Origin of the sequence: Pseudomonas sp. MF7453, from assembly GCF_016405455.1 — a bacterium.
GTDB classification, from domain to species: Bacteria; Pseudomonadota; Gammaproteobacteria; order Pseudomonadales; family Pseudomonadaceae; genus Aquipseudomonas; species Aquipseudomonas paralactis.
Window position 1 is genome coordinate 510,247 of record NZ_JAEKCN010000001.1, and the last position, 24,275, is coordinate 534,521.

The following is a 24,275-nucleotide window of genomic DNA, read 5'->3' on the forward strand; positions in this document are numbered from 1 at the left end:
GAGTGCAAAGGCGACGGGTCGGAACCCGAGATGTCATGTTGTTTATGCGGTACTCCGGCCTCCTGCACACCGCGTGCAGGTGAGCAAAATAATTTTAAAAAACCGTGGAGCGGCCATGCAACAGAACAGATCGCAAGTCATCGAGCGCAACGGCCTGTACGAACTCGACGCCGGCCCCGACGTCCTCGACAGCCCTCGCTACAACCACGACATGGCACCCACCAAGGTGCACGAGCGCACCTGGAACAAATGGCACATCACCGCCTTGTGGGTCGGCATGTCGATCTGCGTGCCGACCTACACGCTGGGCGGGGTACTCACCGCGTATTTCGGCTTATCGGTGGGCGAGGCGCTGATGGCGATCCTGCTGGCCAATATCGTGGTGTTGATCCCGCTGACGCTCAACGCGTTTCCCGGCACCAAGTACGGCATCCCGTTTCCGGTGCTGTTGCGCTCGTCATTCGGCATTCTTGGTTCCAACGTGCCGTGCCTGATTCGCGCGCTGGTGGCCTGCGGCTGGTTTGGCATCCAGACGATGTTTGGCGGGTTGGCGATTCACCTGTTTCTCGGCTCCATTTTCGAAGGCTGGAAGTCGCTGGGCGGCACCGGTGAAGTGATTGGCTTCATGATTTTCTGGTGCCTGAACCTGTGGGTGGTGCTGCGCGGTGCCGAGTCGATCAAGCGCCTGGAAACCCTGTCGGCGCCGTTGTTGGTGGCGGTAGGCATTGGCCTGCTGGTATGGGCGATGCCGAATGTGTCCCTCAGCGAGCTGATGGCGATCCCGCCCAAACGCCCTGAAGGCGCAAGCCTCACCGGCTACTTCATGGCCGGCCTGACCGCGATGGTGGGCTTCTGGGCCACCTTGTCGCTGAACATTCCCGACTTCAGCCGCTACGCCAAGAGCCAGAAAGACCAGATCCTGGGGCAGATCTTCGGCCTGCCGTTGACCATGTTTTTGTTCGCCGCCCTCGGCGTGATCATGACCGCCGCCTCGGTGAAGTTGGTGGGCGTCAGCGTCTCCGACCCGGTGACCCTCATTGGCCATATCCAGAGCCCGGTGTGGGTAGCCGTGGCGATGGCGCTGATCATCGTCGCCACCCTGTCCACCAATACGGCGGCGAACATCGTTTCGCCTACAAACGATTTCCAGAACATCGCGCCCAAGCTGATCAATCGCACCACCGCGGTGATCCTGACCGGCCTGGTAGGGCTGGCGCTGATGGCCCATGAACTGCTGAAAAAACTTGGGTTGATCGTCTCCGATGTCAGCCTGGAGACCGTCTACTCCAACTGGTTGCTCGGCTATTCGAGCCTGCTGGGCCCGATTGCCGGGATCATGGTGGTGGACTACTTCATCACCCGCAAACAGCAACTGGACCTGGCAGGACTTTACCGTGATGACGTGTACCCGGCGTGGAACTGGAGCGGGTTTATCGCCTTTGGCGTACCGGTGGTACTGACCCTGTTGTCGCTGGGCAGCGATGCGTTCAGCTGGTTCTACAGCTACGGCTGGTTCACCGGTTCTGCGTTGGGCGGGGTGTTGTATTACGGGCTTAATGCCAAGCGCGCTAGCAGTCCACTCACCGCCAAATCCCCGTTGTAAACACGGTCGAGGTGGGAGCTGGCTTGCCTGCGATAGCGGACTATCAGTTAAAGCCATGTCGACTGACACACCGCCATCGCAGGCAAGCCAGCTCCCACAATTGACCGCGTCAATGCATAAGAAACTCAGCCTGAGGAGACCCCCATGAACGCTGCCCTCGACGTTCTGCAATCGACCCATCAGCACATCAACCGCGACCGTCTGTGGCAGTCGCTGATGGACCTGGCCAAACTCGGCGCCACGCCCAAGGGCGGTGTGTGTCGCCTGGCCCTCACCGACCTCGACCGCAAGGCTCGCGATCTCTTCGTGCAGTGGTGCGAAGCGGCCGGCTGCACTGTGACCATCGACGGCATCGGCAATATCTTCGCGCGCCGCCCCGGTCGCAATCCCGACCTGCCACCGGTGATGACCGGCAGCCATATCGACACCCAGCCCACCGGCGGCAAGTTCGACGGCTGCTTCGGCGTGCTGGCCGGTGTGGAAGTGCTGCGCACCCTTAACGATCTGAATGTGGAAACCGACGCGCCGCTGGAAGTGGTGGTATGGACCAACGAAGAAGGCTCGCGCTTCCCGCCGTGCATGATGGGCTCAGGGGTGTTTGCCGAGAAGTTCACCCTGGCCGATACCCTGGCCAAAGTGGATGCCGATGGGGTCAGCGTGGGGGATGCGTTGAACGCGATTGGCTATGCCGGAACGCGGCCGGTCAGCGGGCATAAGGTCGGCGCTTATTTCGAGGCCCATATCGAACAAGGGCCGATTCTGGAGGATGAACACAAAACCATCGGCGTGGTGCTCGGCGCCCTCGGGCAAAAGTGGTTTGACCTGAAGCTGCGCGGTGTTGAAGCCCATGCCGGCCCTACACCCATGCACTTGCGCAAGGACGCCCTGGTCGGCGCGGCCGCGGTGGTGGCCGCCGTAAACGCGGCGGCGTTGGCACACCAGCCCCACGCATGCGGCACGGTGGGTTGCCTGCAAGCGTATCCGGGATCGCGCAACGTGATTCCTGGCGAAGTGCGCATGACCCTGGATTTTCGTCACCTGGAACCGGCACGGCTGGATTCGATGATTGCCCAAGTGCGCCAGGTGATCGAGGACACCTGCGCCAAACATGGCTTGAGTTTCGACCTGCAGCCTACGGCGGACTTCCCGCCGCTGTACTTCGACAAAGGCTGTGTGGAGGCGGTGCGCGATGCCGCCAAGGGCTTGGGCTTGTCGAACCTGGACATCGTCAGCGGGGCAGGGCACGACGCGATCTTCGTGGCTGAACTGGGCCCGGCGGGGATGATCTTTGTACCGTGTGAAGGCGGCATCAGCCACAACGAAATCGAAAATGCCGCACCGGATGACTTGGCGGCGGGGTGCGCGGTGTTGTTGCGCGCCATGCTAGCCGCTTCAGCGGCCATCGCCAGCGGCAAACTCGCGGCCTGAAATGCGCTAAAAATGTAGGAGCGAGCTTGCTCGCGAAAACGCCAACGATAACGCGTGCTTCCTGAAAAAACGCAGCGTCTGTGGGTTTTTCGCGAGCAAGCTCGCTCCTACAGGGTATTAACTCGGCTGCCAGCCGCCGCCGAGTGCGGTCAAGAGTCCCACGCTCGCCTGCAACTGCCGGGTCTGCACCGCCTGCAACGTTCGCTGTGCCTGCAAGGCGGCGGTTTGGGCGGTGACCACGTCCAGGTAACTCACCGCCCCGGCCTGATAGCTGTTCATCGCCAAGGCCTGGGTATGTTGCGCCGCCTCTGCCGCCGCTTGCTCGTCCTCGGCTTGCTGCTGCAGATCCCGCAGTTGCGCGAGGTTATCTTCCACCTCGCGCACGGCTTTCAATACGTGGCTACGGTACTGTGCCGAGGCCTCCTCGAACTCGGCTTTTGCCTGGCGCTCATTGGCGCTCAAGCGCCCGCCGTCGAAGATCGGCAGGTTCATCAGTGGCCCCAACGCCCAATACCGGTTGCCGGCGGACAGCAGGTTGCCAACGCCTTGGGTCTGCCCGCCCAGCACACCGGTCAAACTGAAATCCGGAAACCACGCTGCCTTGGCCACGCCGATAGTCGCGTTGGCTGCAAACACGCGGCGTTCAGCGGCGGCAATGTCCGGGCGACGCTGCAGCAGGTGGCTGGGCAACTGCGCTGGAATGCCGGGCAACGCCATTAACTGCGAGCTGGGCGGCAGTGAAAATTCACTGGCCGTCACGCCCACCAATTCACCGACTGCATGCTCGGTCAAGTTGCGTTGCCCACGCACTTCATCCAGCTGTGCCTTGGCTTCGGCCAGTTGGTTTTGTGCGCGGGTCAAGTCCAGTTCCGAGGCAATCTGGCCTTCATAACGGCTGCGGGTCAGTTGGAGCGCCTGGCTGAATTCCTCCAGTGAGCTATTGAGTATCCTGCTTTGCGCATCCAGCCCATTGAGCTGCACATACAGGCTCGCCAACTGCTGTTGCAGGCTCAGGCGCACCACCGCCAGATCATCAAAGGACGCTTGCGCCTGGGCATCGCCTGCAGCGACCTGGTTGCGGACTCTACCCCACAGGTCGAGGTCGTAACCCAGGGAGAACCCAGCGGTATTGCTGTTGTACACCGACGGCTGTGTAGTGCCGCGTAACGGTCGTGAATCCGATTGACGCTGGCGCAGCGGTTGCGCACTGGCGGTGATTTGCGGGAAAAGGCCCGCGTGCAGTTGACTGGCATAGGCCTGGGACGCATCGAAGTGCGCCAGCGCCGCGGCCAGGTCCGGGTTGGCCTTGAGCAGTTGCTGTTGCAGCGCGTTCAGGCGCGAATCGTGGTAAAGCTGCCACCACTGGGGCGCCAATTGGTCCGACGGTTGCGCGCTGTGCCAGGGGCCATCGCTGGTTTGTTCACGGTAGTTCGCGGGCAGGTCAATCGACGGCACTGTATAGGTGGGTGCCATCGAGCAACCCTGCAACGCCAGCAGCATCAACGCCGCCAGTGGCTTAAGCCTTGGGCGCATGGGCACCTCCCGAGGCGTCGGCCAGTTGCACCGGGTCGCCTTCGCGCAGGGCGTCGGGCGGGTTGTCGATGATGCGGTCAGCAGGCTTCAAGCCCTGGTCGATCACCAGGCGCTCGCCGAGGTCCAGGCCAATATGAATGTCTTGCAGGTGCACATGGTTGCGACCGTCCAGTACCGCAACCTGGGTGCCCTGGGCGCGGAAGATCAAGGCGCTGGCCGGGATGCTTACGCCATGGGTATCAGCCGGAATCGGCAGGGTGACTTCGGCGTAATCGCCCGGCAGCAGTTCGCCGTTGGGGTTGTCGGCGACGAACTGGGCGAGCAGGGTGCCGGAGCGGCGGTCGATGGCGGTGGAGTCACCGATCAGGCGCGCCTTGAAGTGCTCACCGGGGTGCTCGGGGACGGTCAGTTCGGCCTCGAGGCCCGCATGAATGACCGCTGCATAGTTCTGCGGCACCGGCACGTACAAGCGCAATTGGTGGGTGTCGGCAATGTTGAACAGTTCCGGATCGCTGGCGTTATCGGCCTTGATCAACTGGCCGATGTCCGTGTTGCGGGCGGTGATGGTGCCGGCGAACGGCGCGCGCAAGCTCTTGTAGCTTTCCAGGGCGCACAGTCGCGCATAGTCTGCTGCGGCGGCTTCGGTGTTGGCCTTGGCGGCTGCGGCGTTGGAGGTTTTCTCATCGGCGTCCTGGCGCGATACCGAATGGCTGGCCAGCAGGTTTTGCCAGCGGGTCGCCGTGGTGGCTGCCAGGCGTGCGTTGGCTTGTTGCTGGATCAGGCGGGCATGGGCCTGTGCCAGTTGTTGGTCGAGGTCGGGGCTGTCGATTTCGGCGAGGAGTTGCCCGGCCTTGACCTGGGCGCCGATGTCGACTTTCCAGTCCTTCAAGTAGCCGCTCACCCGCGCATGGATCGCCGCCTTGCTCCATGCCTCCAGGTGGGCGGGCAGGCGCAGGGTGTCACCGGCGGCGTTTGGCTTGGGTTGGAACACCATCACCTGGGGGACGGCGGCGGCTTCGGTCCAGGCGGTGACCGATTGCTCGTGCAGCGTACGCGCGTGCAGGCCGCTGGCGACTAACAGGGCAGCCAACGTCAGGCCACCGACACCCAGGACCATCAGACGCTTGCGCGAGGGTTTTTGATCAGGCGACATGGGGCGTTTCTCCAGCAGTTGCGCGAGTAGGATGACGGCCGTGGACCAGGCTGAAGACCACGGGAACAAACAACAAAGTGGCGACGGTGGCGAAGACCAGGCCTCCGATGACCGCCCGGCCGAGCGGGGCGTTCTGCTCCTCGGAAATCGCCAGGGGCAGCATGCCGATGATCATTGCCAGGGCGGTCATGCACACCGGGCGAAAGCGTGTGTAGCCAGCTTCCAGCGCGGCTTTCAACGCATCGCCGTGTTCGGCCAGGCGCTCACGGCAGAAGCTCACCACCAGGATCGAGTTGGCGGTCGCCACGCCCATGCACAAGATGGCGCCGGTGAGTGCCGGTACCGACAACGAGGTGCCGCTGAGAAACAGCATCCATACGATGCCCGCCAGTGCTGCCGGCAACGCCGTGATGATCACAAAGGGGTCAGCCCATGACTGGAAGTTGACCACGATCAGCAGATAGATCAGCACCACCGCGCCGAGCAGCCCGAAGCTCAAACCACTGAACGCCTCATGCAGCGCATCGATCTGCCCGTGCAGGCTGATGGTCGCGCCTTTGGGACGCATGGACGCCGTGTCATCCAGCACTTTTTGCACATCGCGGGCGACGCCGCCGAGGTCGCGGCCTTGCACGTTGGCGTACAGGTCCAGGGTCGGTTCGATGTTGTAGTGGGTCACCACGGCCGGGCTTTGTACCCGGGAGATGGTCGCCACGCCGCCGAGGATTTGCGCCTGGCCATTGGCACCGGTCACCGGCAGCGCTTCCAGGGACGGCAGGCTGTCGAGACGATATTGCGGGGTGGCAGCGACGATGGAGTAAGACACGCCGTTGGCCGGGTTGAGCCAGAAGGTCGGCGCGGTTTGCGAGCTGCCGGCGAGGGAGGCGACCATGCTGTTGGTGACATCACGCTCGGTAATGCCCAGGCCATTGGCGCGCATACGGTCCACGTTTACTTGCAGCGAGGGGTAGCCGGTGGACTGCTGGATACGCAGGTCGGCAATCCCCGGTACATGCTGCAAGCGCCGTTCAAGCTCGATGGCATAGGCGCGGTTTTCTGCGTCACTGCGCCCGGAGATTTTGACGTCCAGCGGGGCGGGTGCGCCGAAGTTGAGGATCTGGCTGCTGATGTCGGCGGGCAGGAACGCAAAGTGGCTGCCGGGGAAGCTTTGCGGCAGGGCTTGGCGCAATTTTTTCACATAGTCGGCGGTGGGTGCGTGGTGCGCTTTCAAGCTGACCTGGATGTCACCGTCCTGCGGGCCGATGGTGCCGCTGCTGCTGTAGGCCATGTCGATGCCGCTGAGCGGAATGCCAATATTGTCGACGATGGTGTCCAGTTCTTCGGCGGGGATGACCTCGCGGATCCGCGCTTCGATGCGGTCGAACGCCGCGGCGCTTTCCTCAATGCGCGTGCCCAGGGGCAAGCGCACATGCAGCGCCAGGGCACCCGCATCGGTGGCCGGGAAAAAGTCCTGGCCCAGGCTCGGCAACAGCAGGAACGACGCGAGTACGCAGGCCAGGAACCCGATAATGAAGCGCTTGCGTGCGCCCAGTGCCAGCGTCAGCAGGCCATGGTAGGTGTCGCGGACATTGGAAAAGTGCCGCTCGAACCCTTGCTGAAAATTCAGCACCGATTGCAGCAATGCATTACGTGGTTTCAGGTGCTGTTCGCCCTCGTGGTGGTTGATGAATGCATCTTCCGGATGATGCCCTGCGCCTGACTCCGGCCTATGCGGTTTGAGCAAAAACATCGCCAGCGTCGGCACCAGGGTGCGCGAGAGAATGAACGAACTGGCCATGGCGAAGATCACCGCCAACGCCATGGGCCGGAACAGGTAACCGGCGATGCCTTGCAGCAAAAACATCGGTACGAACACGATGCAGATGCACAACAGCGAGACGAACGCCGGGCCGACGATTTGCGCGGCGCCGTCGAGAATTGCAGTCTTCACCGCCTTGCCTTGTTCCAGGTGCCAGTTGATGTTTTCGATGGTCACCGTGGCGTCATCCACCAGGATGCCCACGGCCAACGCCAGCCCGCCCAGCGTCATGACGTTGAGGGTTTGACCGCTGACGGCCAACAGCGCGATGGCCGAAAGCACCGCCAGGGGAATCGAGGCGGCGATGATCAAGGTCGAGCGCCAACTGCCGAGAAACAGCAGGATCATCGCACTGGTGAGCAACGCGGCAATGATGCCTTCCTGGGCCACGCTGCCCACCGACTGCTTGACGAACACCGAGGCATCGCCCAGCAGCGAGGTTTTCAATGAAGGCGGCAGGGTTTCGTTGATGCGCGGCAGCATCTGCCGGATACCGTCGATGATCGACAGCGTGGAAATGCTGCCGTTTTTCAGCGCCGGCATCAGCACGGCGCGATGGCCGTCGACCCGCACGATGTTGGTTTGCGGCGGTGAACCGTCGCGCACATGCGCCACTTGGCCGATGGTGATCAGCGCACCGTCAACGGTCTTGATCGGCAGGTCGTTGAGCTCATCGATAGCCTTGGGGCTGTTGTTGAGCAGGATCGTGTATTCGTTGGGCCCCAGCTTGGCGGTGCCCACCGGGATAATCTGGTTCTGCAGCGCCAGGGCATTGCCCACATCCTGGGCCGACAAGCCTTTGGCGGCCAGGGCTTGGGGGTCGAGGTCCAGCGTAATCTGCCGTTGCTTGCCGCCCATCGGCGTGGGCATGGCCAGGCCGGGGAGGGCGCTCAAAGGCAGGCGGATATTGTTTTGCACCAGGTCGCGAATTTTGGCTTCCGAAAGGCTGGGGCTGGAGAACGCCATTTGCAGGATCGGCACCGTGGAGGCGCTGTAGTTGAGGATCAGCGGCGGGGTGATGCCCGGTGGCATTTGCTTGAGCACGGTTTGTGATACCGCCGTGACCTGGGCATTGGCGGTACGGATATCCACGCCAGGCTGGAAGAAGATCTTGACGATGCCCATGCCGGGCAACGATTGCGACTCGATGTGTTCGATGTCGTTGACGGTGGTGCTCAGGGAGCGTTCGTAGGTGTAGATCACCCGGCCGGCCATGGCGTCCGGGGACAGGCCGTTGTACTGCCACACCACGGCGACCACGGGAATGCCGATATCGGGAAAAACATCCGTGGGCGTGCGCAGGGCCGCCATCGGCCCGATGATGCAGATGAATATAGCCAGCACGATGAAGGTGTACGGCTTGTGCAGTGCGGTCTTTACCAGCCCGAGCATGCGTGAGTCTCCGAGAAGAGCAGGATTGCAAACCCCGGCAGTCTTGCCCGACCCACCTAACACGCACCTTTCAGCCAGGTGAAGGAAGTTTTAGTTAACGGCTGAAGATCCTTTCATAGGGATTCATTTGTTCCAGGAGAGGCGGCTGATCAAGCTTGTCAGCCATCGGATACGACTTTTTCATTCATGCCCTTTGGAGCCCTGTCATGTCACACAAGCCACTGTTGTTAGTTCCCGTCCTTGGCTTTGTCTGTTTACTGTCGGCCTGCGCCGGCCCGATCCCCAAGGCGGACCCCAGCCAAGCCTGGATCGGCCTGCAGGAAGAAGCGCCGAATGACCTGATGGCCGAGCGTGTCGATGGCAAGCGCGTGGACGATGGGCGCTATTTTGAAGTGACCCCGGGGGACCATCGCCTGGACGTGACCTTATTTGAAGACGAGCCGGGTGACGACAACCAGCAGGACTGCCAGGGCCGCATCGAGTACAAGCATTTCAAGGCGGGTGAGCACTACACCCTGGTGGAGTCGAGCCTGGGCACCACGGTGCGCGCGTCCCTTGAGGACGGCCACGGCAAGGAAATTGCCGCGACCCAGGACTTCAATTGCATGCCTGGCTAGGCGTGATGCGCCGTCGCCTTGCGCGGCTCGGCGGGTTCAGCAGGTTTGACGTGGGGGTGATGATGCCGGCGCGTCACGCGCATGACCCCCCACAGCATGGCGGCGGCGACGGCCAGCCAACCACAGATCAACAGGAAAATCGTTGTCGCAAGGCTCATTCGGGCCTCCTTTCGCCCACCTGGGGCACACACAGTCTTCTCAATGGACAGTCTAGTCAGCTGGCGGTTGCCTGCTATTGACCAATGGTCGAGTCTGTCCAACTTCTTTGCTCTATCGTCACCGCTTTATTGCGCGCGTCGGCTATAGATATCTTGCGCCGCCCCCTGTAGGAGCGAGCTTGCTCGCGAAAAACGTCAACAATGACGCAGGCTCCCTGAATAAACCCGGCGCCTGTAAGTTTTTCGCGAGCAAGCTCGCTCCTACGGGATAGAGAAAGCGCGATTGGGCTATGATCGGGGCCTTTACCGGCAGTTGATCAAGAGAGTGAAAAAATTGCGCTTACGGTCGAACCTTAAAACTTCCTTGCTACTGGCCGTTGCCCTTGGGTTGGCGGCCTGTTCCAGCAACACTCCATCGAAACTGCCTGGCTTGCCCGAGCGCGTCGAACTCAATGGCGTGCCGACCTTTCGCAGCGAGGCTTATCAGAGCGGTCCTACGGCACTTGCCAGCATGCTGTCGCAACAAGGCATTGTCATGACACCGGGTTTGCTTGATAAGCCGCTGCGCCTGCCCGGCGCCGAGGCGGACCTTGAGCGCAACATGCAGGTGCTGGCGCGTGAGTACGGGCTGATGGTGTACCCATTGGACGCCAAGCTGACCGCCGTGCTGGCCCAGGTAGCGGCGGGTTACCCGGTGATGGCGCGGATCAACGCCAGCTATTGGTCCGGAGCGCGTTATGTCGTGGTGGTGGGGTTCAACCAGCAGAAGAGTACGGTGCTGTTACGCTCAGGCAATGAGCGCCGCTTGAGCATGAGCTTCAGCGACTTCGAGTCGGCGTGGAAGGGCGCGGGCCATTGGGCCATCCTGACCCAGCGCCCGAGCCAGTTGCCGGCCGATGTGGACGCGCAGCGCTGGCGCGATGCGGCCAATGCCACCGCCCAGGCGGGGCAGGAGCAAGCGGCGGCCCAAGCGCTCAAGGTGTTGGCAGAGAAGAAGTGAAACTCAAATGTGGGAGCGGGCTTGCTCGCGAAGGCGCAGTGTCAGTCGCTGAATGCTTAGGTTGACCCACCGCATTCGCGAGCAAGCCCGCTCCCACACTAAAAACGCATCGTTGCTTATCGACGTACTTCCGTAGCGGTCGCTCGATTCTTGAGGTTTTTATCGGCCTTGTAACGCAGCGCCACATCCGGCACTGCGCCGCCTTTGCCGGTCTCGACCCAACTACGAATACGGCTGGCATCGGCAAAATGGGTGAACTTGCCAAAGGCATCCAGGATCACCAGCGACACCGGGCGATTGCCCATGCTCGTCACCAGCACCAGGCAATGGCCGGCCTGGTTGGTAAAGCCGGTCTTGGTCAGCTTGATATCCCAGTTGGCGCGGTTGATCAGGTGGTCGGTGTTGGAGAAGCCCAAGGTGTAGTTGGGCTTGCGGAACGACACGGTCTTTTCCTTGGTGGTGCTCAACTGGCTCAGCATCGGGAATTTACGCGCATAGGCCAGCAGCTTGCTCAGGTCGCGGGCGGTCGACACGTTATGGATCGACAGGCCGGTGGGCTCCACGTAATGGGTGCTGGTCATGCCCAGGGATTTGGCCTTGGCGTTCATCGCCGCGATAAAGGCTGCGTAACCGCCAGGATAATGGTGGGCCAGGCTCGCAGCGGCGCGGTTTTCCGAAGACATCAGCGCAATCAGCAGCATTTCCTTGCGCGGCATCTGGCTGCCGATCTTCACCCGCGAGAACACGCCTTTCATCTCAGGCGTGTCGGTGATGTTGATGTCGATGTACTCGTCCATATTCTGCTTGGCTTCGAGGACGATCAGGCCGGTCATCAGCTTGCTCACCGAGGCGATGGGTACCACCACGTCGGGGTTGCTGGAATAAATGACTTTATTGGTCTGCAAGTCGACCAGCATGGCGCTGCCGGAGGCGATTTGAAGCTTGGAGGCGTCACGCGGGGCCAGGGTGGTTTCGGCGGCGTGGGCAAAGGTGCCTGTCAAAGCGAAAAACAGGCTGACAATAGAGAGACGAATTTTCACGCGGATGAACTCGCTAAAATGTAAGGAAATACCGTTGTGGAACGGGCTTTATGACAAATGACGTTACATTTTAGGAGTATGGATCAGAAAGCGATAGAGAGCCTTAAATAAAGGCTGTAAGCCGATGATTGGTTGGGGTTGTACCGATTTTGTACCCATCACTGCGCGCTCAAGCTTTCCAACTTCTGACGGTCCGTGGTTGCCGAAAGCCATTTTGCATCGGGCCTCAACCGCATTACCTGTCATGTGGCAGTAGATGCCCTATGCAGGCATGCCTACGCGACCATTTAGAATCCATGCCTGCGCAGGTTCCGCCGCGGTTTTATCCGACCCGGCATGGAGGCGTCGCAGCCCAGACATTGGCAAGGCCCAAGCGTTCGCCATCACCGCCTGCGGCGATCCCGCTGCTGTCCAGCGAGGCGCGTCAGCCACCCGCGCCGCTATGGTGCTCTCCGAGACGCCTTTCGCTTAGGGCGCGAATGAAAAGCCTATGCATTGTAGCCCGCAGGCTAGCATCGAGGAGAGCGGAAAAAAGGTGCAGATTCTATAGCTGGATCTAGAAAGGGCTGCAAATTTAAGGATCATCTTATGTCGCAGGTAAAATCATCGTGGTGATATGCGCGACTGAAATGTATGTGGAGTTATGATGAAGAAGTGCGAGTGGTTTGTAAGCTCTATATTTAGGGGGGTAGGCGCACGGGTATCAAATATAATGTTGGTGTCGTTGCTGGTTTTATCTGATTCGTCATTTGGGGGCGAAACTCCTAGGTGTGGAAATAGCCCAGTGAGCGTGCCTTTGGAATTGGTATTCAATGGCTCAAACAATCTTCAGGTAGGCAGAGATGTACCTGTGGGGACAGTTATCTATGAGGAAACGATTTCTGCCGGAGAGGTTCTTTTTCTATGTAAAAAAATAACTCATTCAATCGGGATTCAGGATGGTCCTGCGTCTGCGCATGGGAACGAAAACACCTTCCCTCTATTGGGGAGCAAAAGTTTATCATGGAGAATTCGTTTGTCCGGCTCTCCGGAGGTTGAAGGCATTGCAACTCGCCCTTATGGCCCAGGCTTGATGCCAAATACTATCTACGCGCTGGGGCCTGGTGCATTTACTCTATACTTGGTCAAGACTGGAGAGTTTACTAATGATACTGTTGTGCCGACAGGCATTATTGGTATGGTGCGCGGTGGCTCTGGGTATGGGAATACGCTCGGATTGCTCGCCAATATTAAAATTAGAAATGGAAGTCGCCCTATTGTTTCGTCTTGCAGCACTCCAGAGTTTATAGCGGTGAATATGGGGGTGTATGTTTCATCTGATTTGGACAGTGGAGAGAGTAAAGCCGTTCCGTTTAGTATTAAGTTGAGTGAGTGTGATGATAGTGTGGCTATTGTTAAATACAGTTTCTTGCCAGCTACCCCAGTGCTCGATCAAAGTAAAGGCGTGGTTTCACTTAATCGAGGATCTACTGCCCGAGGAGTTGGACTCAGGATTACACGGGAGAATGGCGGTGCTGTTGTTTTTGGCAACAGCTACCGTGTAGATGGCTTTACTTCTGGTCTCACAAATTTCGATATCCCGTTTCATGCGACGTATTCTCGATTAATGGGAGAGCCATTAATATCGGGTACAGCTGATACTGAGTTGACTTTTGTCATGACGTATCTATGAAAGTATGAATTCTTGGCTCGGACGGTGGGAGGGGGTGCAGTAGTATCTTTACGGCGCGCTATTCCTTGAGTTGGCAAGGCTTCAGCCATCACTGAGTGGGATCTGCGCCTCGGCCATTGCGCCCCGAAGGCGTACTTAAAAACTAAGAAAAAAACAATTTTTCTGAGGTGATAAAAAGCCCTGCGCTAAGGCAGGGCTTTTTCATTACGCCTGGTTATTAACCGTGCAGGGTTTCGGCGGCATATAAGGTGTTTTCCAGTAGACAGGCCCGGGTCATCGGCCCGACACCGCCTGGCACTGGTGTGATCCAGCCTGCACGGGGCAGGGCGGTTTCATACACCACGTCGCCCACCAACTTGCCGTCTTCCTGGCGGTTGATGCCCACGTCGATGACGATGGCACCTTCCTTGATCCACTCACCCTTGACCAGGCCCGGCTTGCCGGCGGCGACTACCACCAGGTCAGCGCGGCCGACGTGGCCGGCCAGATCCTTGGTGAAGCGGTGGGTGACGGTCACGGTGCAGCCGGCGAGCAGCAGTTCCATGGCCATCGGGCGACCGACGATATTCGATGCGCCCACCACGACGGCGTCCAGACCATACAGGTCGACACCGGTGCTTTCCAGCAGCGTCATGATGCCTTTAGGGGTGCATGGACGCAGCAGGGGAATGCGTTGGGCCAGGCGGCCGACGTTATAAGGGTGGAAACCGTCGACGTCTTTGTCCGGGCGGATGCGCTCCAGCAGTTTGGAGGCGTCCAGGTGCTCAGGCAGTGGCAGTTGCAGCAGGATGCCGTCCATCTGCGGATCATCGTTGAGGCTGTCAATCAGGTCGGTCAGGGCCTGTTGAGTGGTGTCCGAAGGCAAGTCGTAGGCCTTGGAAATAAAGCCGACCTCTTCACAGTCTTTACGCTTGTGCGAGACATAAACCTGAGAGGCAGGATCGCTGCCGACCAGGATCACCGCGAGGCCAGGCGTGCGCAGGCCTTGCTGGCTGCGCTCGGTGACTCGTTTGGCGATCTGCTGGCGCAGGCTGGCGGCGATTGATTTGCCGTCGATAAGTTGTGCAGTCATTACGCGTGATTAACCATCGAGAGGGGGAAGAAAAGTGCGCGCATTCTCGCATGCCAAGGCGCGAGGGCAAAGGCGCTTGGTCTGCAAATTGCCCTAACCCCTTAAATAAAATCAGTTTTTTTCAAAAAAGATTTGACGGGTTTCCGGGGCATCTATACTATTCGTCGCACTTGTCGGGCACAGCCTAGCACTGGTTAAGAAGGTCGAGCAGAATAGTTGTACTGCAAGGCTGGAAGCACTTAGTTTGTAATCCTCCAAGAGTACAGATTAATAAGGCGCCCGTAGCTCAGCTGGATAGAGCATCCGCCTTCTAAGCGGATGGTCGCAGGTTCGAGTCCTGCCGGGTGCGCCATTAGGCAGCTTTGGCACAAGTAGCGCTATATGGTGGGCGTAGCTCAGTTGGTAGAGCACGGGATTGTGACTCCCGTTGTCGAGGGTTCGATCCCCTTCGTCCACCCCATATTCTGAAAGGCGCCAGATTTAACAGTCTGGCGCCTTTGCTTTAAGAGTTTCAAGCGCGGATGTGGTGGAATTGGTAGACACACTGGATTTAGGTTCCAGCGCCGCGAGGCGTAAGAGTTCGAGTCTCTTCATCCGCACCAATTAAAGCTTTTGCCGGTCGTCAGGCGGGCAGGGCTCAACAAAGAAGTGGTTTGGTTTCTTTGTTAACGCAATATGGTGGGCGTAGCTCAGTTGGTAGAGCACGGGATTGTGACTCCCGTTGTCGAGGGTTCGATCCCCTTCGTCCACCCCATATTCGAAAGGCGCCAGATTTAACAGTCTGGCGCCTTTTTTGGTTTTGGCGGTTTGAGATTGGGTAGTTGCAGGTGCTGGGCTGCCCCGGCAGGGCGTATCGTCGTATTTGTGTATCTCGATGATGCCGCGCTGCTTGCCTGTTCTGTTCGCAGGGCGGGCCGTCAGGGAGATGAATGGTTGTTCCTTCTATATATAGAGAGGGGCGGCGCAGAGCCCTGGCGCAATTTGGCTGTATTTGTCACCGGGGCGAGGTGCATCCGTGCCTTCGTACCGATAAATTGTCGGCTGTTTTCCGCTGTATTTTCAGTAGGGTGACTTCTTGAGTTTGACCCACTAGAATGCATGCCCTTGATTGGGGTCGGAAATGGCCGGCTAACGTCTGTGCAACGAGGAATATCCATGCAAGTTTCTGTTGAAAATACTACTGCTCTCGAGCGCCGCATGAGCATCACCGTGCCGGCAGAGCGTATCGAGACTGCGGTCAACAAGCGTCTGCAGCAGACTGCCCAGAAGGCCAAGATCGCTGGTTTCCGTCCAGGCAAAGTGCCGATGAGCGAAATCAAGCGTCGTTTTGGTGCCGATGCGCGCCAGGAAGCTGTAGGTGACGTGATCCAGGCTTCTTTCTACGAAGCGGTTGTCGAGCAAAAGCTGAACCCGGCTGGCTCGCCTTCGATCGAACCCAAGTCTCTGGAAGCTGGCAAGGACCTGGAATACGTTGCTGTATTCGAAGTGTTCCCGGAATTCGAAGTGGCTGGTTTCGAAGGTATCGAAATCGAGCGTCTGAGCGCCGAAGTGGCTGATTCGGACCTGGACAACATGCTGGAAATCCTGCGCAAGCAGAACACTCGCTTTGAAGTGACCGAGCGTGCTGCCCAGAACGAAGACCAACTGAACATCGATTTCGTTGGCAAGGTTGACGGCGAAGTGTTCGCTGGCGGCTCCGCCAAGGGCACCCAGCTGGTGCTGGGTTCCAACCGCATGATCCCGGGCTTTGAAGACGGTCTGGTTGGCGCCAAGGCCGGCGAAGAGCGCGTTCTGAACCTGGAATTCCCGGCGGACTACCAGAACCTGGACCTGGCCGGCAAAGCCGCCGAGTTCACCGTGACCGTCAACAGCGTTTCCGAGCCTAAGCTGCCAGAGCTGAACGAAGAGTTCTTCGCTCAATTCGGTATCAAGGAAACCGGCATCGAAGGTTTCCGCACCGAAGTTCGCAAGAACATGGAGCGTGAGCTGCGCCAGGCCATCAAGTCCAAGGTCAAGAACCAGGTCATGGACGGTCTGCTGGCCGCCAACCCGATCGAAGTGCCAAAGGCTCTGCTGTCCAACGAAGTGGATCGCCTGCGCGTACAAGCTGTTCAGCAGTTTGGTGGCAACATCAAGCCTGACCAACTGCCGGCCGAGCTGTTCGAAGAGCAAGCCAAGCGCCGCGTTGTGCTGGGTCTGATCGTGGCTGAAGTGGTCAAGCAGTTCGACCTCAAGCCTGACGAAGACCGTGTTCGCGAAATGATCCAGGAAATGGCTTCGGCCTACCAGGAGCCTGAGCAGGTCGTGGCTTGGTACTACAAGAATGACCAGCAACTGAACGAAGTACGTTCGGTTGTGCTTGAAGAACAAGTTGTGGATACTGTTCTGCAGAAGGCTAAGGTGACCGATAAAGCGGTCTCTTACGAAGAAGCAGTCAAACCGGCGGAAGCAGCACAAGCCGACTGATTGTCCAACTCGTTGGAAATTCAACCATAAGCCAGCCTCGCGCTGGCTTATGCGTTTTCAAGACATGACTATTTGGGAGTAACTGCAGAGCATGTTCCGTAATTCCTATATTCAGCAGAACTCTGATATCCAGGCCGCTGGCGGCCTGGTCCCGATGGTTGTCGAGCAGTCCGCTCGTGGCGAACGCGCCTACGACATCTACTCGCGCCTGCTCAAGGAGCGAGTGATCTTTCTGGTTGGCCCGGTAGAGGACTACATGGCTAACCTGATCTGTGCGCAATTGCTGTTCCTTGAAGCGGAAAACCCGGACAAGGACATCCATCTTTACATCAACTCGCCAGGTGGTTCGGTGACCGCAGGGATGTCGATCTACGACACCATGCAGTTCATCAAGCCAAATGTGTCGACTACCTGTATCGGCCAGGCTTGCAGCATGGGCGCGTTCCTGCTGACAGCGGGCGCCGAAGGCAAGCGTTTCTGCCTGCCTAACTCACGCGTGATGATTCACCAGCCATTGGGCGGTTTCCAGGGGCAGGCATCGGACATCGAAATCCATGCCAAGGAAATCCTCTTTATTCGTGAGCGTCTGAACACGCTGATGGCCAAGCACAGCGGGCACACACTGGAAGAAATCGAGCGCGATACCAACCGTGATAATTTCATGAGCGCAGAAGCTGCCCGTGAATACGGGTTGATCGACGCAGTGATCGAAAAGCGCCCCGCTTAATATAAGCCGCTCAAAATAGGGCTGGTCGGCATGTCCGACCACTGGCGGGCTTGAAAAAGCCCGCATAAGCCTTCATCTTGTGTTGCAAGCCTATCGGATTTGGATCGAACGAATGACTGACACCCGCAACGGCGAGGACAACGGCAAGCTGCTCTATTGCTCCTTCTGTGGCAAAAGCCAGCATGAAGTACGCAAATTGATTGCCGGCCCCTCGGTGTTTATCTGCGACGAATGCGTCGACCTGTGCAATGACATCATCCGCGAGGAGGTGCAGGAAGCCCAGGCCGAGAGCAGTGCGCACAAACTCCCATCGCCTAAAGAAATCAGCGGCATCCTTGACCAATATGTTATTGGCCAGGAGCGTGCAAAGAAGGTTCTGGCCGTAGCGGTGTACAACCACTACAAGCGCCTGAACCAGCGTGACAAGAAAGGCGACGAGGTCGAACTCGGCAAGAGCAACATCCTGCTGATCGGTCCTACAGGCTCGGGTAAAACCTTGCTTGCGGAAACCCTCGCTCGCCTGCTGAACGTTCCGTTCACCATCGCCGACGCCACCACCCTCACCGAGGCTGGCTATGTAGGCGAAGATGTCGAGAACATCATTCAGAAGCTGCTGCAAAAATGTGACTACGACGTAGAGAAGGCCCAGATGGGTATTGTCTACATCGACGAAATCGACAAGATTTCGCGCAAGTCCGACAATCCATCGATCACCCGGGATGTTTCCGGTGAAGGCGTGCAGCAGGCCCTGTTGAAACTGATCGAAGGCACGGTTGCTTCCGTACCGCCACAAGGCGGCCGCAAGCACCCGCAGCAGGAATTCCTTCAGGTTGATACGCGCAACATCCTGTTCATTTGTGGCGGTGCGTTCTCCGGCCTGGAGAAGGTTATCCAGCAGCGCTCCACCCGTGGCGGCATTGGTTTCAGTGCGGAAGTGCGCAGCAAGGAAGAAGGCAAGAAGGTGGGCGAGTCCCTGCGTGAAGTCGAGCCTGACGATTTGGTCAAGTTCGGTCTGATCCCGGAATTCGTTGGCCGTCTGCCGGTCCTGGCGACGTTGGATGAGTTGGATGAGGCGGCTTTGATTCAGATCCTCACCGAGCCGAAGAACGCCCTGACCAAGCAATACGCCAAGTTGTTCGAGATGGAAGGCGTGGACCTCGAGTTCCGTACCGACGCGCTCAAATCGGTGGCCAAGCGGGCACTGGAGCGCAAGACCGGTGCACGTGGCCTGCGTTCGATCCTGGAAGGCGTATTGCTCGACACCATGTACGAAATCCCCTCGCAGTCTGAGGTGAGCAAAGTGGTGATCGACGAAAGCGTTATCGAAGGCAAGTCCAAGCCACTGTATATCTACGAAAACAGTGAGCCGACGGCCAAGGCTGCGCCAGACGCGTAAGCGTTCAGCAGCTGCGGTACAAGCAAGGGGCCTTTAGGGGCCCCTTGTTTTTTGGGGCGTTTTCTTGGTGCGGTGGTTAAATTCGCGTGTATTCATGCGTTTAACTACTGGCATTGAGCTTGTTTTTTTTGCATGTAACCCCCATCTTGGTTTCATGCTTACTTATCAACTGTCATAGAGGCGAAATCATGAAGACAACCATCGAATTGCCTCTCCTGCCGTTGCGTGATGTCGTCGTCTATCCGCACATGGTTATCCCGCTGTTCGTGGGGCGCGAGAAGTCTATCGAAGCCCTCGAGGCCGCGATGACGGGCGACAAGCAGATCCTGCTGTTGGCCCAGAAGAATCCTGCTGATGATGATCCGGGTGAAGATGCCCTGTATCGCGTCGGCACCATTGCCACTGTGCTGCAACTGCTCAAGCTGCCGGATGGCACCGTCAAGGTGCTGGTGGAAGGCGAGCAACGTGGTGCGGTTGAGCGTTTCATGGAGGTGGACGGCCACCTGCGCGCCGAAGTGGCACTGATCGAAGAAGTCGAAGCTGCCGAGCGCGAATCCGAAGTGTTTGTGCGCAGCCTGCTCTCGCAGTTCGAGCAGTATGTGCAGTTGGGCAAGAAAGTCCCGGCTGAAGTCCTGTCTTCCCTCAATAGCATTGATGAGCCAAGCCGCCTGGTCGATACCATGGCCGCGCACATGGCGCTGAAAATCGAGCAGAAGCAGGACATCCTCGAAATCATCGACCTGTCGGCCCGTGTCGAGCATGTGTTGGCGCTGCTGGATGGCGAAATCGACCTGTTGCAGGTAGAAAAACGCATCCGTGGCCGCGTGAAAAAGCAAATGGAGCGCAGCCAGCGTGAGTACTACCTGAATGAGCAGATGAAGGCCATTCAGAAAGAACTCGGCGACGGCGAGGAAGGCCACAACGAAATCGAAGAGCTGAAAAAGCGCATTGATGCCGCTGGCCTGCCCAAGGACGCCTTGACCAAGGCCACTGCCGAGCTGAACAAGCTCAAGCAGATGTCGCCTATGTCGGCCGAAGCCACCGTGGTGCGCTCCTACATCGATTGGCTGGTGCAGGTGCCGTGGAAGGCCCAGACCAAGGTACGCCTGGATCTGGCCCGCGCCGAAGAAATCCTCGATGCCGACCACTACGGTCTTGAAGAAGTCAAAGAGCGCATCCTCGAATACCTCGCCGTGCAAAAGCGCGTGAAAAAGATCCGTGGTCCGGTGTTGTGCCTGGTCGGCCCACCGGGTGTGGGTAAAACCTCCCTGGCCGAGTCGATTGCCAGTGCCACTAACCGCAAGTTTGTGCGCATGGCCCTGGGCGGGGTGCGTGACGAGGCGGAAATCCGTGGTCATCGCCGTACTTACATCGGTTCGATGCCAGGAAGATTGATTCAAAAGATGACAAAAGTGGGCGTGCGCAACCCGCTGTTCCTGCTCGATGAAATCGACAAAATGGGCAGTGATATGCGTGGCGATCCTGCCTCGGCGCTGCTTGAAGTACTCGACCCCGAGCAGAATCACAACTTCAACGACCATTACCTGGAAGTCGACTACGACTTGTCTGACGTAATGTTCCTGTGCACGTCCAACTCCATGAACATTCCGCCAGCCTTGCTGGACCGGATGGAGGTGATTCGTCTGCCGGGTTACACCGAAGACGAGAAGATCAATATCGCCGTCAAATACCTCGCGCCCAAGCAGATTTCGGCCAATGGCCTTAAGAAGGGTGAGATCGAATTTGAGGTCGAGGCGATCCGCGACATCGTGCGTTATTACACCCGCGAGGCCGGCGTACGGGGCCTGGAGCGCCAGATCGCGAAGATTTGCCGCAAGGCGGTCAAGGAACACGCCCTGGAGAAACGTTTCTCGGTGAAAGTGGTGGCTGACTCCCTGGAGCACTTCCTGGGTGTGAAAAAATTCCGTTACGGCCTGGCCGAGCAGCAGGATCAGGTCGGGCAGGTGACTGGCCTGGCGTGGACCCAGGTGGGTGGCGAATTGCTCACCATCGAAGCTGCGGTGATTCCGGGCAAAGGCCAGTTGATCAAAACCGGCTCCCTCGGCGACGTAATGGTCGAATCCATTACCGCCGCGCAGACTGTGGTGCGTAGCCGCGCGCGAAGCCTGGGCATTCCTCTGGACTTTCACGAGAAGCACGACACCCATATCCATATGCCGGAAGGGGCGACTCCGAAGGACGGCCCTAGCGCGGGCGTAGGCATGTGCACGGCGCTGGTGTCGGCATTGACTGGCATTCCGGTGCGCGCCGATGTCGCAATGACCGGGGAAATTACCCTGCGTGGTCAGGTACTGGCCATCGGTGGTCTGAAAGAGAAACTGCTTGCGGCACACCGAGGTGGAATCAAGACGGTGATCATTCCTGAAGAGAATGTTCGCGACTTGAAGGAAATTCCTGACAACATCAAGCAGGATCTTCAGATTAAACCGGTTAAATGGATTGACGAGGTCCTGCAAATTGCGCTGCAATACGCGCCGGAACCCTTGCCGGATGTAGCTCCGGAGATAGTCGCGAAGGACGAAAAACGCGAGTCAGATTCCAAGGAAAGAATTAGCACGCATTAATGTGTTAAAGCCTGGGGGCTTCCTTGACAGCTTTTTAGAGCCCTTGTTATAAAGCGGCTCTTAAGTGTCTGTAGGCCACCCAGCACTGGTTTTTGCTTTCACCAAAAAACTTAGAATCATACTCAATAGATATATAAGGGGACTTAGAGTGAACAAGTCGGAACTGATTGATGCTATCGCCGTATCCGCTGATATCCCGAAAGCTGCTGCTGGCCGTGCGCTGGACGCAGTAATCGAATCCGTCACTGGCGCTCTGAAGGCTGGCGACTCCGTGGTACTGGTAGGCTTCGGTACTTTCTCTGTGACTGACCGCCCAGCTCGCACTGGTCGTAACCCACAGACTGGCAAAGCACTGCAAATCGCTGCTGCCAAGAAACCAGGTTTCAAAGCCGGTAAAGCCCTGAAAGAAGCCGTTAACTAAGCTTCGATCAAGCCTTTGCTTACCCGGGCCGGACGCACGTCCGACCTGGCCGCGGAGCGGTAGCTGACCCACGTATCCATCGGGTCGCCACGCCGGGGGTGAGAATTCAAGCCCCCGTCCGCTCCGCCAGTTACGAGAAGGCGCATCCTCGGATGCGCCTTTCTTCTATCCGGATTCTACCCACGCTCCACGGTTGCCTATTTTTGAAGTTCAACCGTTTCTGGGGGACGCATGCTGCAAAATATCAGGGACAATTCACAAGGCTGGATTGCCAAGACCATTATCGGGATCATCGTCGCATTGATGGCGTTCACCGGTATCGAAGCCATTTTCCAGGCTTCGGGTAATAACGCGCAGGACGTGGCCAAGGTCAACGGTGAACAAATCACCCAGACTGAACTGAGCCAGGCCGTCGATATGCAACGTCGCCAGCTGATGCAACAGCTGGGCAAGGATTTCGATGCTTCCCTGCTGGATGAAAAACTGCTGCGCGACGCGGCCCTCAAAGGCTTGATCGACCGCAAGCTGCTGCTGCAAGGCGCTGCTGATGCCAAGTTCGGCTTCTCGGAAGCGGCCTTGGACCAGGTGATCCTGCAGACGCCGGAATTCCAGGTGGATGGCAAGTTCAATGCTGAACGCTTTGACCAGGTGATCCGTCAGTTGGGCTACAGCCGTATGCAATTCCGTCAGATGCTGACCCAGGAAATGCTGATCGGCCAGGTTCGTGCAGGTATCGCCGGCAGCGGTTTTGTCACCGATGCCGAGGTGCTGGCGTTCGCCCGTCTGGAAAAACAGACTCGCGATTTCGCCACCGTGAACATCAAGGCGGACCCTGCAGCGGTGAAGCTCACCGATGATGAGGTCAAGGCTTACTACGATCAGCACGCCAAAGAGTTCATGACCCCGGACCAGGTGGTTATCGACTACCTGGAGTTGAAGAAGTCGTCCTTCTTCGATCAGGTCACCGTCAAGGACGATGAGCTTCAGGCTGCCTACGAGAAGGAAACCGCCAACCTCGCTGAACAGCGTCGTGCCGCGCACATCCTGATCGAAGTCAACGACAAGGTCACCGAGGCGCAAGCCAAGGCCAAGATCGAAGAAATCCAGGCACGCCTGGCCAAAGGCGAGAAGTTCGAAGCCCTGGCCAAGGAGTTTTCCCAGGACCCTGGTTCGGCCAACAATGGCGGCGACCTGGGCTTTGCCGGCCCTGGCGTTTACGATCCAGACTTCGAAACCGCCCTGTACGGTTTGAAGCAGGACCAGGTATCCGCGCCGGTGCGCAGTGCCTTCGGTTGGCACTTGATCAAGTTGCTGGGCGTTGAAGCACCTGAGGTGCCATCGTTTGCCAGCCTGAAAGACAAGCTGACCCGCGAGCTCAAGGCCCAACAGGTTGAGCAGCGGTTTGTCGAAGCGACCAAGCAATTGGAAGATGCGGCATTCGAAGCGTCCGACCTGGCCCAGCCGGCGTCTGACCTGAAGCTGACCGTTCACACCTCGGCGCCGTTTGGCCGTGAAGGTGGCGAAGGTGTTGCGGCCAACCGTGCCGTGGTCACTGCGGCATTCAGCCCTGAAGTGCTGGATGAAGGTGCCAACAGCAGCGCCATCGAGCTGGATCCGGAAACCATCATCGTGTTGCGTGCCAAAGAGCACCTCAAACCGGCCCAACTGCCGCTTGAGAGCGTCGCTGCGGCGATTCGCACCCAGATGACCAAGGAGCGTGCGAGCGCTGCCGCCAAAGCCCATGCCGACGAGTTGATCGCCAGCCTGCGTGATGGCAAAACCGCGCTGGATCAGCCGATTGACGGCCAGGCCTGGAAGGTGACTGAAGCGGCAACCCGCAGTCAGGAATCCATCGACCCAGCCGTGCTGCAAGCCCTGTTCCGCATGCCCAAGCCTGCGGCCAAGGACAAGCCAACCTTCACCACCGTGACGCTGCGCGATGGCAGCCTGGTGATTGTGCGCTTGAACGGCGTCAACGAAGCGGCAGCCCCGACGGACGAAGAAAAGGCGCAATACCGCCGCTTCCTCGCTTCCCGTATTGGCCAGCAGGACTTCGCCGCGTTCCGCAAGCAGCTGGAAACCCAGGCAGACATCAAGAAGTACTGATGCCGGCTTGAATAAAAAAGACCCCGTCCTGAAAAGGCCGGGGTCTTTTTTTGCCTTCGATAAAGCGGCAAGTCAGGATGTCGCCAC

The 24,275-nt window shown here is 58.5% G+C and carries 17 protein-coding genes and 4 tRNA genes; 15 read left to right on the forward strand and 6 right to left on the reverse strand.

Annotated features, from left to right (window positions below; genetic code table 11):
- The first annotated feature begins 115 nt into the window (after positions 1–115).
- Positions 116–1,603 carry an NCS1 family nucleobase:cation symporter-1 gene (locus JFT63_RS02495; protein ID WP_198843381.1) on the forward strand — a complete coding sequence of 496 codons (1,488 nt, stop codon included), beginning with the start codon at positions 116–118 and terminating at the stop codon, positions 1,601–1,603.
- A 144-nt stretch (positions 1,604–1,747) separates the two neighbouring features.
- Entirely contained in the window at positions 1,748–3,031 is a 1,284-nt protein-coding gene (locus tag JFT63_RS02500; RefSeq protein ID WP_198843382.1) for a Zn-dependent hydrolase, read from the forward strand.
- Between the two features lie 117 nt (positions 3,032–3,148).
- Here the strand turns inward: JFT63_RS02500 and JFT63_RS02505 are convergent, their stop codons facing one another.
- Genes JFT63_RS02505 through JFT63_RS02515 form a run of 3 tightly spaced genes read right to left on the reverse strand, consistent with a single transcriptional unit; the run spans position 3,149 to position 8,928 of the window.
- Positions 3,149–4,564 carry an efflux transporter outer membrane subunit gene (locus tag JFT63_RS02505; RefSeq protein ID WP_198843383.1) on the reverse strand — a complete coding sequence of 472 codons (1,416 nt, stop codon included), beginning with the start codon at positions 4,562–4,564 and terminating at the stop codon, positions 3,149–3,151.
- Complete coding sequence (locus tag JFT63_RS02510; RefSeq protein WP_198843384.1) at positions 4,548–5,717, reverse strand: efflux RND transporter periplasmic adaptor subunit; 1,170 nt, start codon at positions 5,715–5,717, stop codon at positions 4,548–4,550. Before JFT63_RS02510 ends, JFT63_RS02505 begins: the two co-directional genes overlap by 17 nt.
- Positions 5,707–8,928: an efflux RND transporter permease subunit gene (locus JFT63_RS02515; protein WP_198843385.1), complete on the reverse strand. Its 3,222-nt coding sequence runs from the start codon at positions 8,926–8,928 to the stop codon at positions 5,707–5,709. Before JFT63_RS02515 ends, JFT63_RS02510 begins: the two co-directional genes overlap by 11 nt.
- A gap of 206 nt (positions 8,929–9,134) precedes the next feature.
- Between JFT63_RS02515 and JFT63_RS02520 the strand changes: the two genes are divergently transcribed.
- On the forward strand, positions 9,135–9,545 hold the full coding sequence (locus tag JFT63_RS02520; RefSeq protein WP_198843386.1) for a PA0061/PA0062 family lipoprotein: 411 nt from the start codon (positions 9,135–9,137) through the stop codon (positions 9,543–9,545).
- Here JFT63_RS02520 and JFT63_RS02525 read toward each other — a convergent pair.
- Positions 9,542–9,703: a hypothetical protein gene (locus JFT63_RS02525; RefSeq protein WP_164692270.1), complete on the reverse strand. Its 162-nt coding sequence runs from the start codon at positions 9,701–9,703 to the stop codon at positions 9,542–9,544. The genes JFT63_RS02520 and JFT63_RS02525 overlap by 4 nt on opposite strands.
- Before the next feature lie 334 nt (positions 9,704–10,037).
- Here JFT63_RS02525 and JFT63_RS02530 point away from each other — a divergent pair, with 334 nt between their 5' ends.
- Entirely contained in the window at positions 10,038–10,703 is a 666-nt protein-coding gene (locus JFT63_RS02530) for a peptidase C39 family protein (protein ID WP_198843387.1), read from the forward strand.
- Positions 10,704–10,819: 116 nt separating this feature from the next.
- Here the strand turns inward: JFT63_RS02530 and pbpG are convergent, their stop codons facing one another.
- A complete protein-coding gene (gene pbpG, locus JFT63_RS02535; protein ID WP_044274651.1) occupies positions 10,820–11,743 on the reverse strand; it encodes a D-alanyl-D-alanine endopeptidase in 924 nt (307 codons plus the stop codon).
- A 784-nt stretch (positions 11,744–12,527) separates the two neighbouring features.
- On the opposite strand from pbpG, the gene JFT63_RS29940 reads away from it, so the two are divergent.
- Positions 12,528–13,415 (forward strand): fimbrial protein, encoded by an 888-nt coding sequence (locus tag JFT63_RS29940; RefSeq protein ID WP_198843388.1) that lies wholly within the window; start codon positions 12,528–12,530, stop codon positions 13,413–13,415.
- Positions 13,416–13,632: 217 nt separating this feature from the next.
- Here JFT63_RS29940 and folD read toward each other — a convergent pair whose 3' ends face one another.
- Positions 13,633–14,487, reverse strand: coding sequence for a bifunctional methylenetetrahydrofolate dehydrogenase/methenyltetrahydrofolate cyclohydrolase FolD (folD, locus tag JFT63_RS02545; RefSeq protein WP_078803388.1), 855 nt, complete (start codon positions 14,485–14,487; stop codon positions 13,633–13,635).
- A gap of 275 nt (positions 14,488–14,762) precedes the next feature.
- Here folD and JFT63_RS02550 point away from each other — a divergent pair.
- The 10 genes from JFT63_RS02550 (at position 14,763) to JFT63_RS02595 (ending at position 24,188) form a co-directional block, all read left to right on the forward strand.
- A tRNA-Arg gene (locus JFT63_RS02550) sits at positions 14,763–14,839 on the forward strand.
- 32 nt (positions 14,840–14,871) lie between these two features.
- Positions 14,872–14,947 (forward strand) — tRNA-His (locus JFT63_RS02555).
- 57 nt (positions 14,948–15,004) lie between these two features.
- Positions 15,005–15,089: transfer RNA gene (locus JFT63_RS02560), tRNA-Leu, on the forward strand.
- Positions 15,090–15,165: 76 nt separating this feature from the next.
- Positions 15,166–15,241: transfer RNA gene (locus JFT63_RS02565), tRNA-His, on the forward strand.
- Between the two features lie 401 nt (positions 15,242–15,642).
- Positions 15,643–16,953 carry a trigger factor gene (tig, locus tag JFT63_RS02570; RefSeq protein ID WP_057700538.1) on the forward strand — a complete coding sequence of 437 codons (1,311 nt, stop codon included), beginning with the start codon at positions 15,643–15,645 and terminating at the stop codon, positions 16,951–16,953.
- A gap of 91 nt (positions 16,954–17,044) precedes the next feature.
- Positions 17,045–17,680 (forward strand): ATP-dependent Clp endopeptidase proteolytic subunit ClpP, encoded by a 636-nt coding sequence (clpP, locus tag JFT63_RS02575; RefSeq protein WP_005789297.1) that lies wholly within the window; start codon positions 17,045–17,047, stop codon positions 17,678–17,680.
- Positions 17,681–17,792: 112 nt separating this feature from the next.
- Positions 17,793–19,076 carry an ATP-dependent Clp protease ATP-binding subunit ClpX gene (clpX, locus tag JFT63_RS02580; protein WP_003238279.1) on the forward strand — a complete coding sequence of 428 codons (1,284 nt, stop codon included), beginning with the start codon at positions 17,793–17,795 and terminating at the stop codon, positions 19,074–19,076.
- Positions 19,077–19,264: 188 nt separating this feature from the next.
- Positions 19,265–21,661 (forward strand): endopeptidase La, encoded by a 2,397-nt coding sequence (gene lon, locus JFT63_RS02585; protein ID WP_186561711.1) that lies wholly within the window; start codon positions 19,265–19,267, stop codon positions 21,659–21,661.
- Positions 21,662–21,809: 148 nt separating this feature from the next.
- Positions 21,810–22,082 (forward strand): HU family DNA-binding protein, encoded by a 273-nt coding sequence (locus JFT63_RS02590; protein ID WP_057700536.1) that lies wholly within the window; start codon positions 21,810–21,812, stop codon positions 22,080–22,082.
- A gap of 231 nt (positions 22,083–22,313) precedes the next feature.
- Complete coding sequence (locus JFT63_RS02595; RefSeq protein WP_057700535.1) at positions 22,314–24,188, forward strand: SurA N-terminal domain-containing protein; 1,875 nt, start codon at positions 22,314–22,316, stop codon at positions 24,186–24,188.
- Positions 24,189–24,275: the final 87 nt, after the last annotated feature.

What these genes read in the sequence shown, in the direction of transcription:
- JFT63_RS02495 (WP_198843381.1), top strand. Translation starts at nt 116, where the DNA reads ATGCAACAGAACAGATCGCAAGTCATCGAGCGCAACGGCCTGTACGAA.
- JFT63_RS02500 (WP_198843382.1), top strand. Translation starts at nt 1,748, where the DNA reads ATGAACGCTGCCCTCGACGTTCTGCAATCGACCCATCAGCACATCAAC.
- JFT63_RS02505 (WP_198843383.1), bottom strand. Translation starts at nt 4,564, where the DNA reads ATGCGCCCAAGGCTTAAGCCACTGGCGGCGTTGATGCTGCTGGCGTTG.
- JFT63_RS02510 (WP_198843384.1), bottom strand. Translation starts at nt 5,717, where the DNA reads ATGTCGCCTGATCAAAAACCCTCGCGCAAGCGTCTGATGGTCCTGGGT.
- JFT63_RS02515 (WP_198843385.1), bottom strand. Translation starts at nt 8,928, where the DNA reads ATGCTCGGGCTGGTAAAGACCGCACTGCACAAGCCGTACACCTTCATC.
- JFT63_RS02520 (WP_198843386.1), top strand. Translation starts at nt 9,135, where the DNA reads ATGTCACACAAGCCACTGTTGTTAGTTCCCGTCCTTGGCTTTGTCTGT.
- JFT63_RS02525 (WP_164692270.1), bottom strand. Translation starts at nt 9,703, where the DNA reads ATGAGCCTTGCGACAACGATTTTCCTGTTGATCTGTGGTTGGCTGGCC.
- folD (WP_078803388.1), bottom strand. Translation starts at nt 14,487, where the DNA reads ATGACTGCACAACTTATCGACGGCAAATCAATCGCCGCCAGCCTGCGC.
- tig (WP_057700538.1), top strand. Translation starts at nt 15,643, where the DNA reads ATGCAAGTTTCTGTTGAAAATACTACTGCTCTCGAGCGCCGCATGAGC.
- clpP (WP_005789297.1), top strand. Translation starts at nt 17,045, where the DNA reads ATGTTCCGTAATTCCTATATTCAGCAGAACTCTGATATCCAGGCCGCT.
- clpX (WP_003238279.1), top strand. Translation starts at nt 17,793, where the DNA reads ATGACTGACACCCGCAACGGCGAGGACAACGGCAAGCTGCTCTATTGC.
- lon (WP_186561711.1), top strand. Translation starts at nt 19,265, where the DNA reads ATGAAGACAACCATCGAATTGCCTCTCCTGCCGTTGCGTGATGTCGTC.
- JFT63_RS02595 (WP_057700535.1), top strand. Translation starts at nt 22,314, where the DNA reads ATGCTGCAAAATATCAGGGACAATTCACAAGGCTGGATTGCCAAGACC.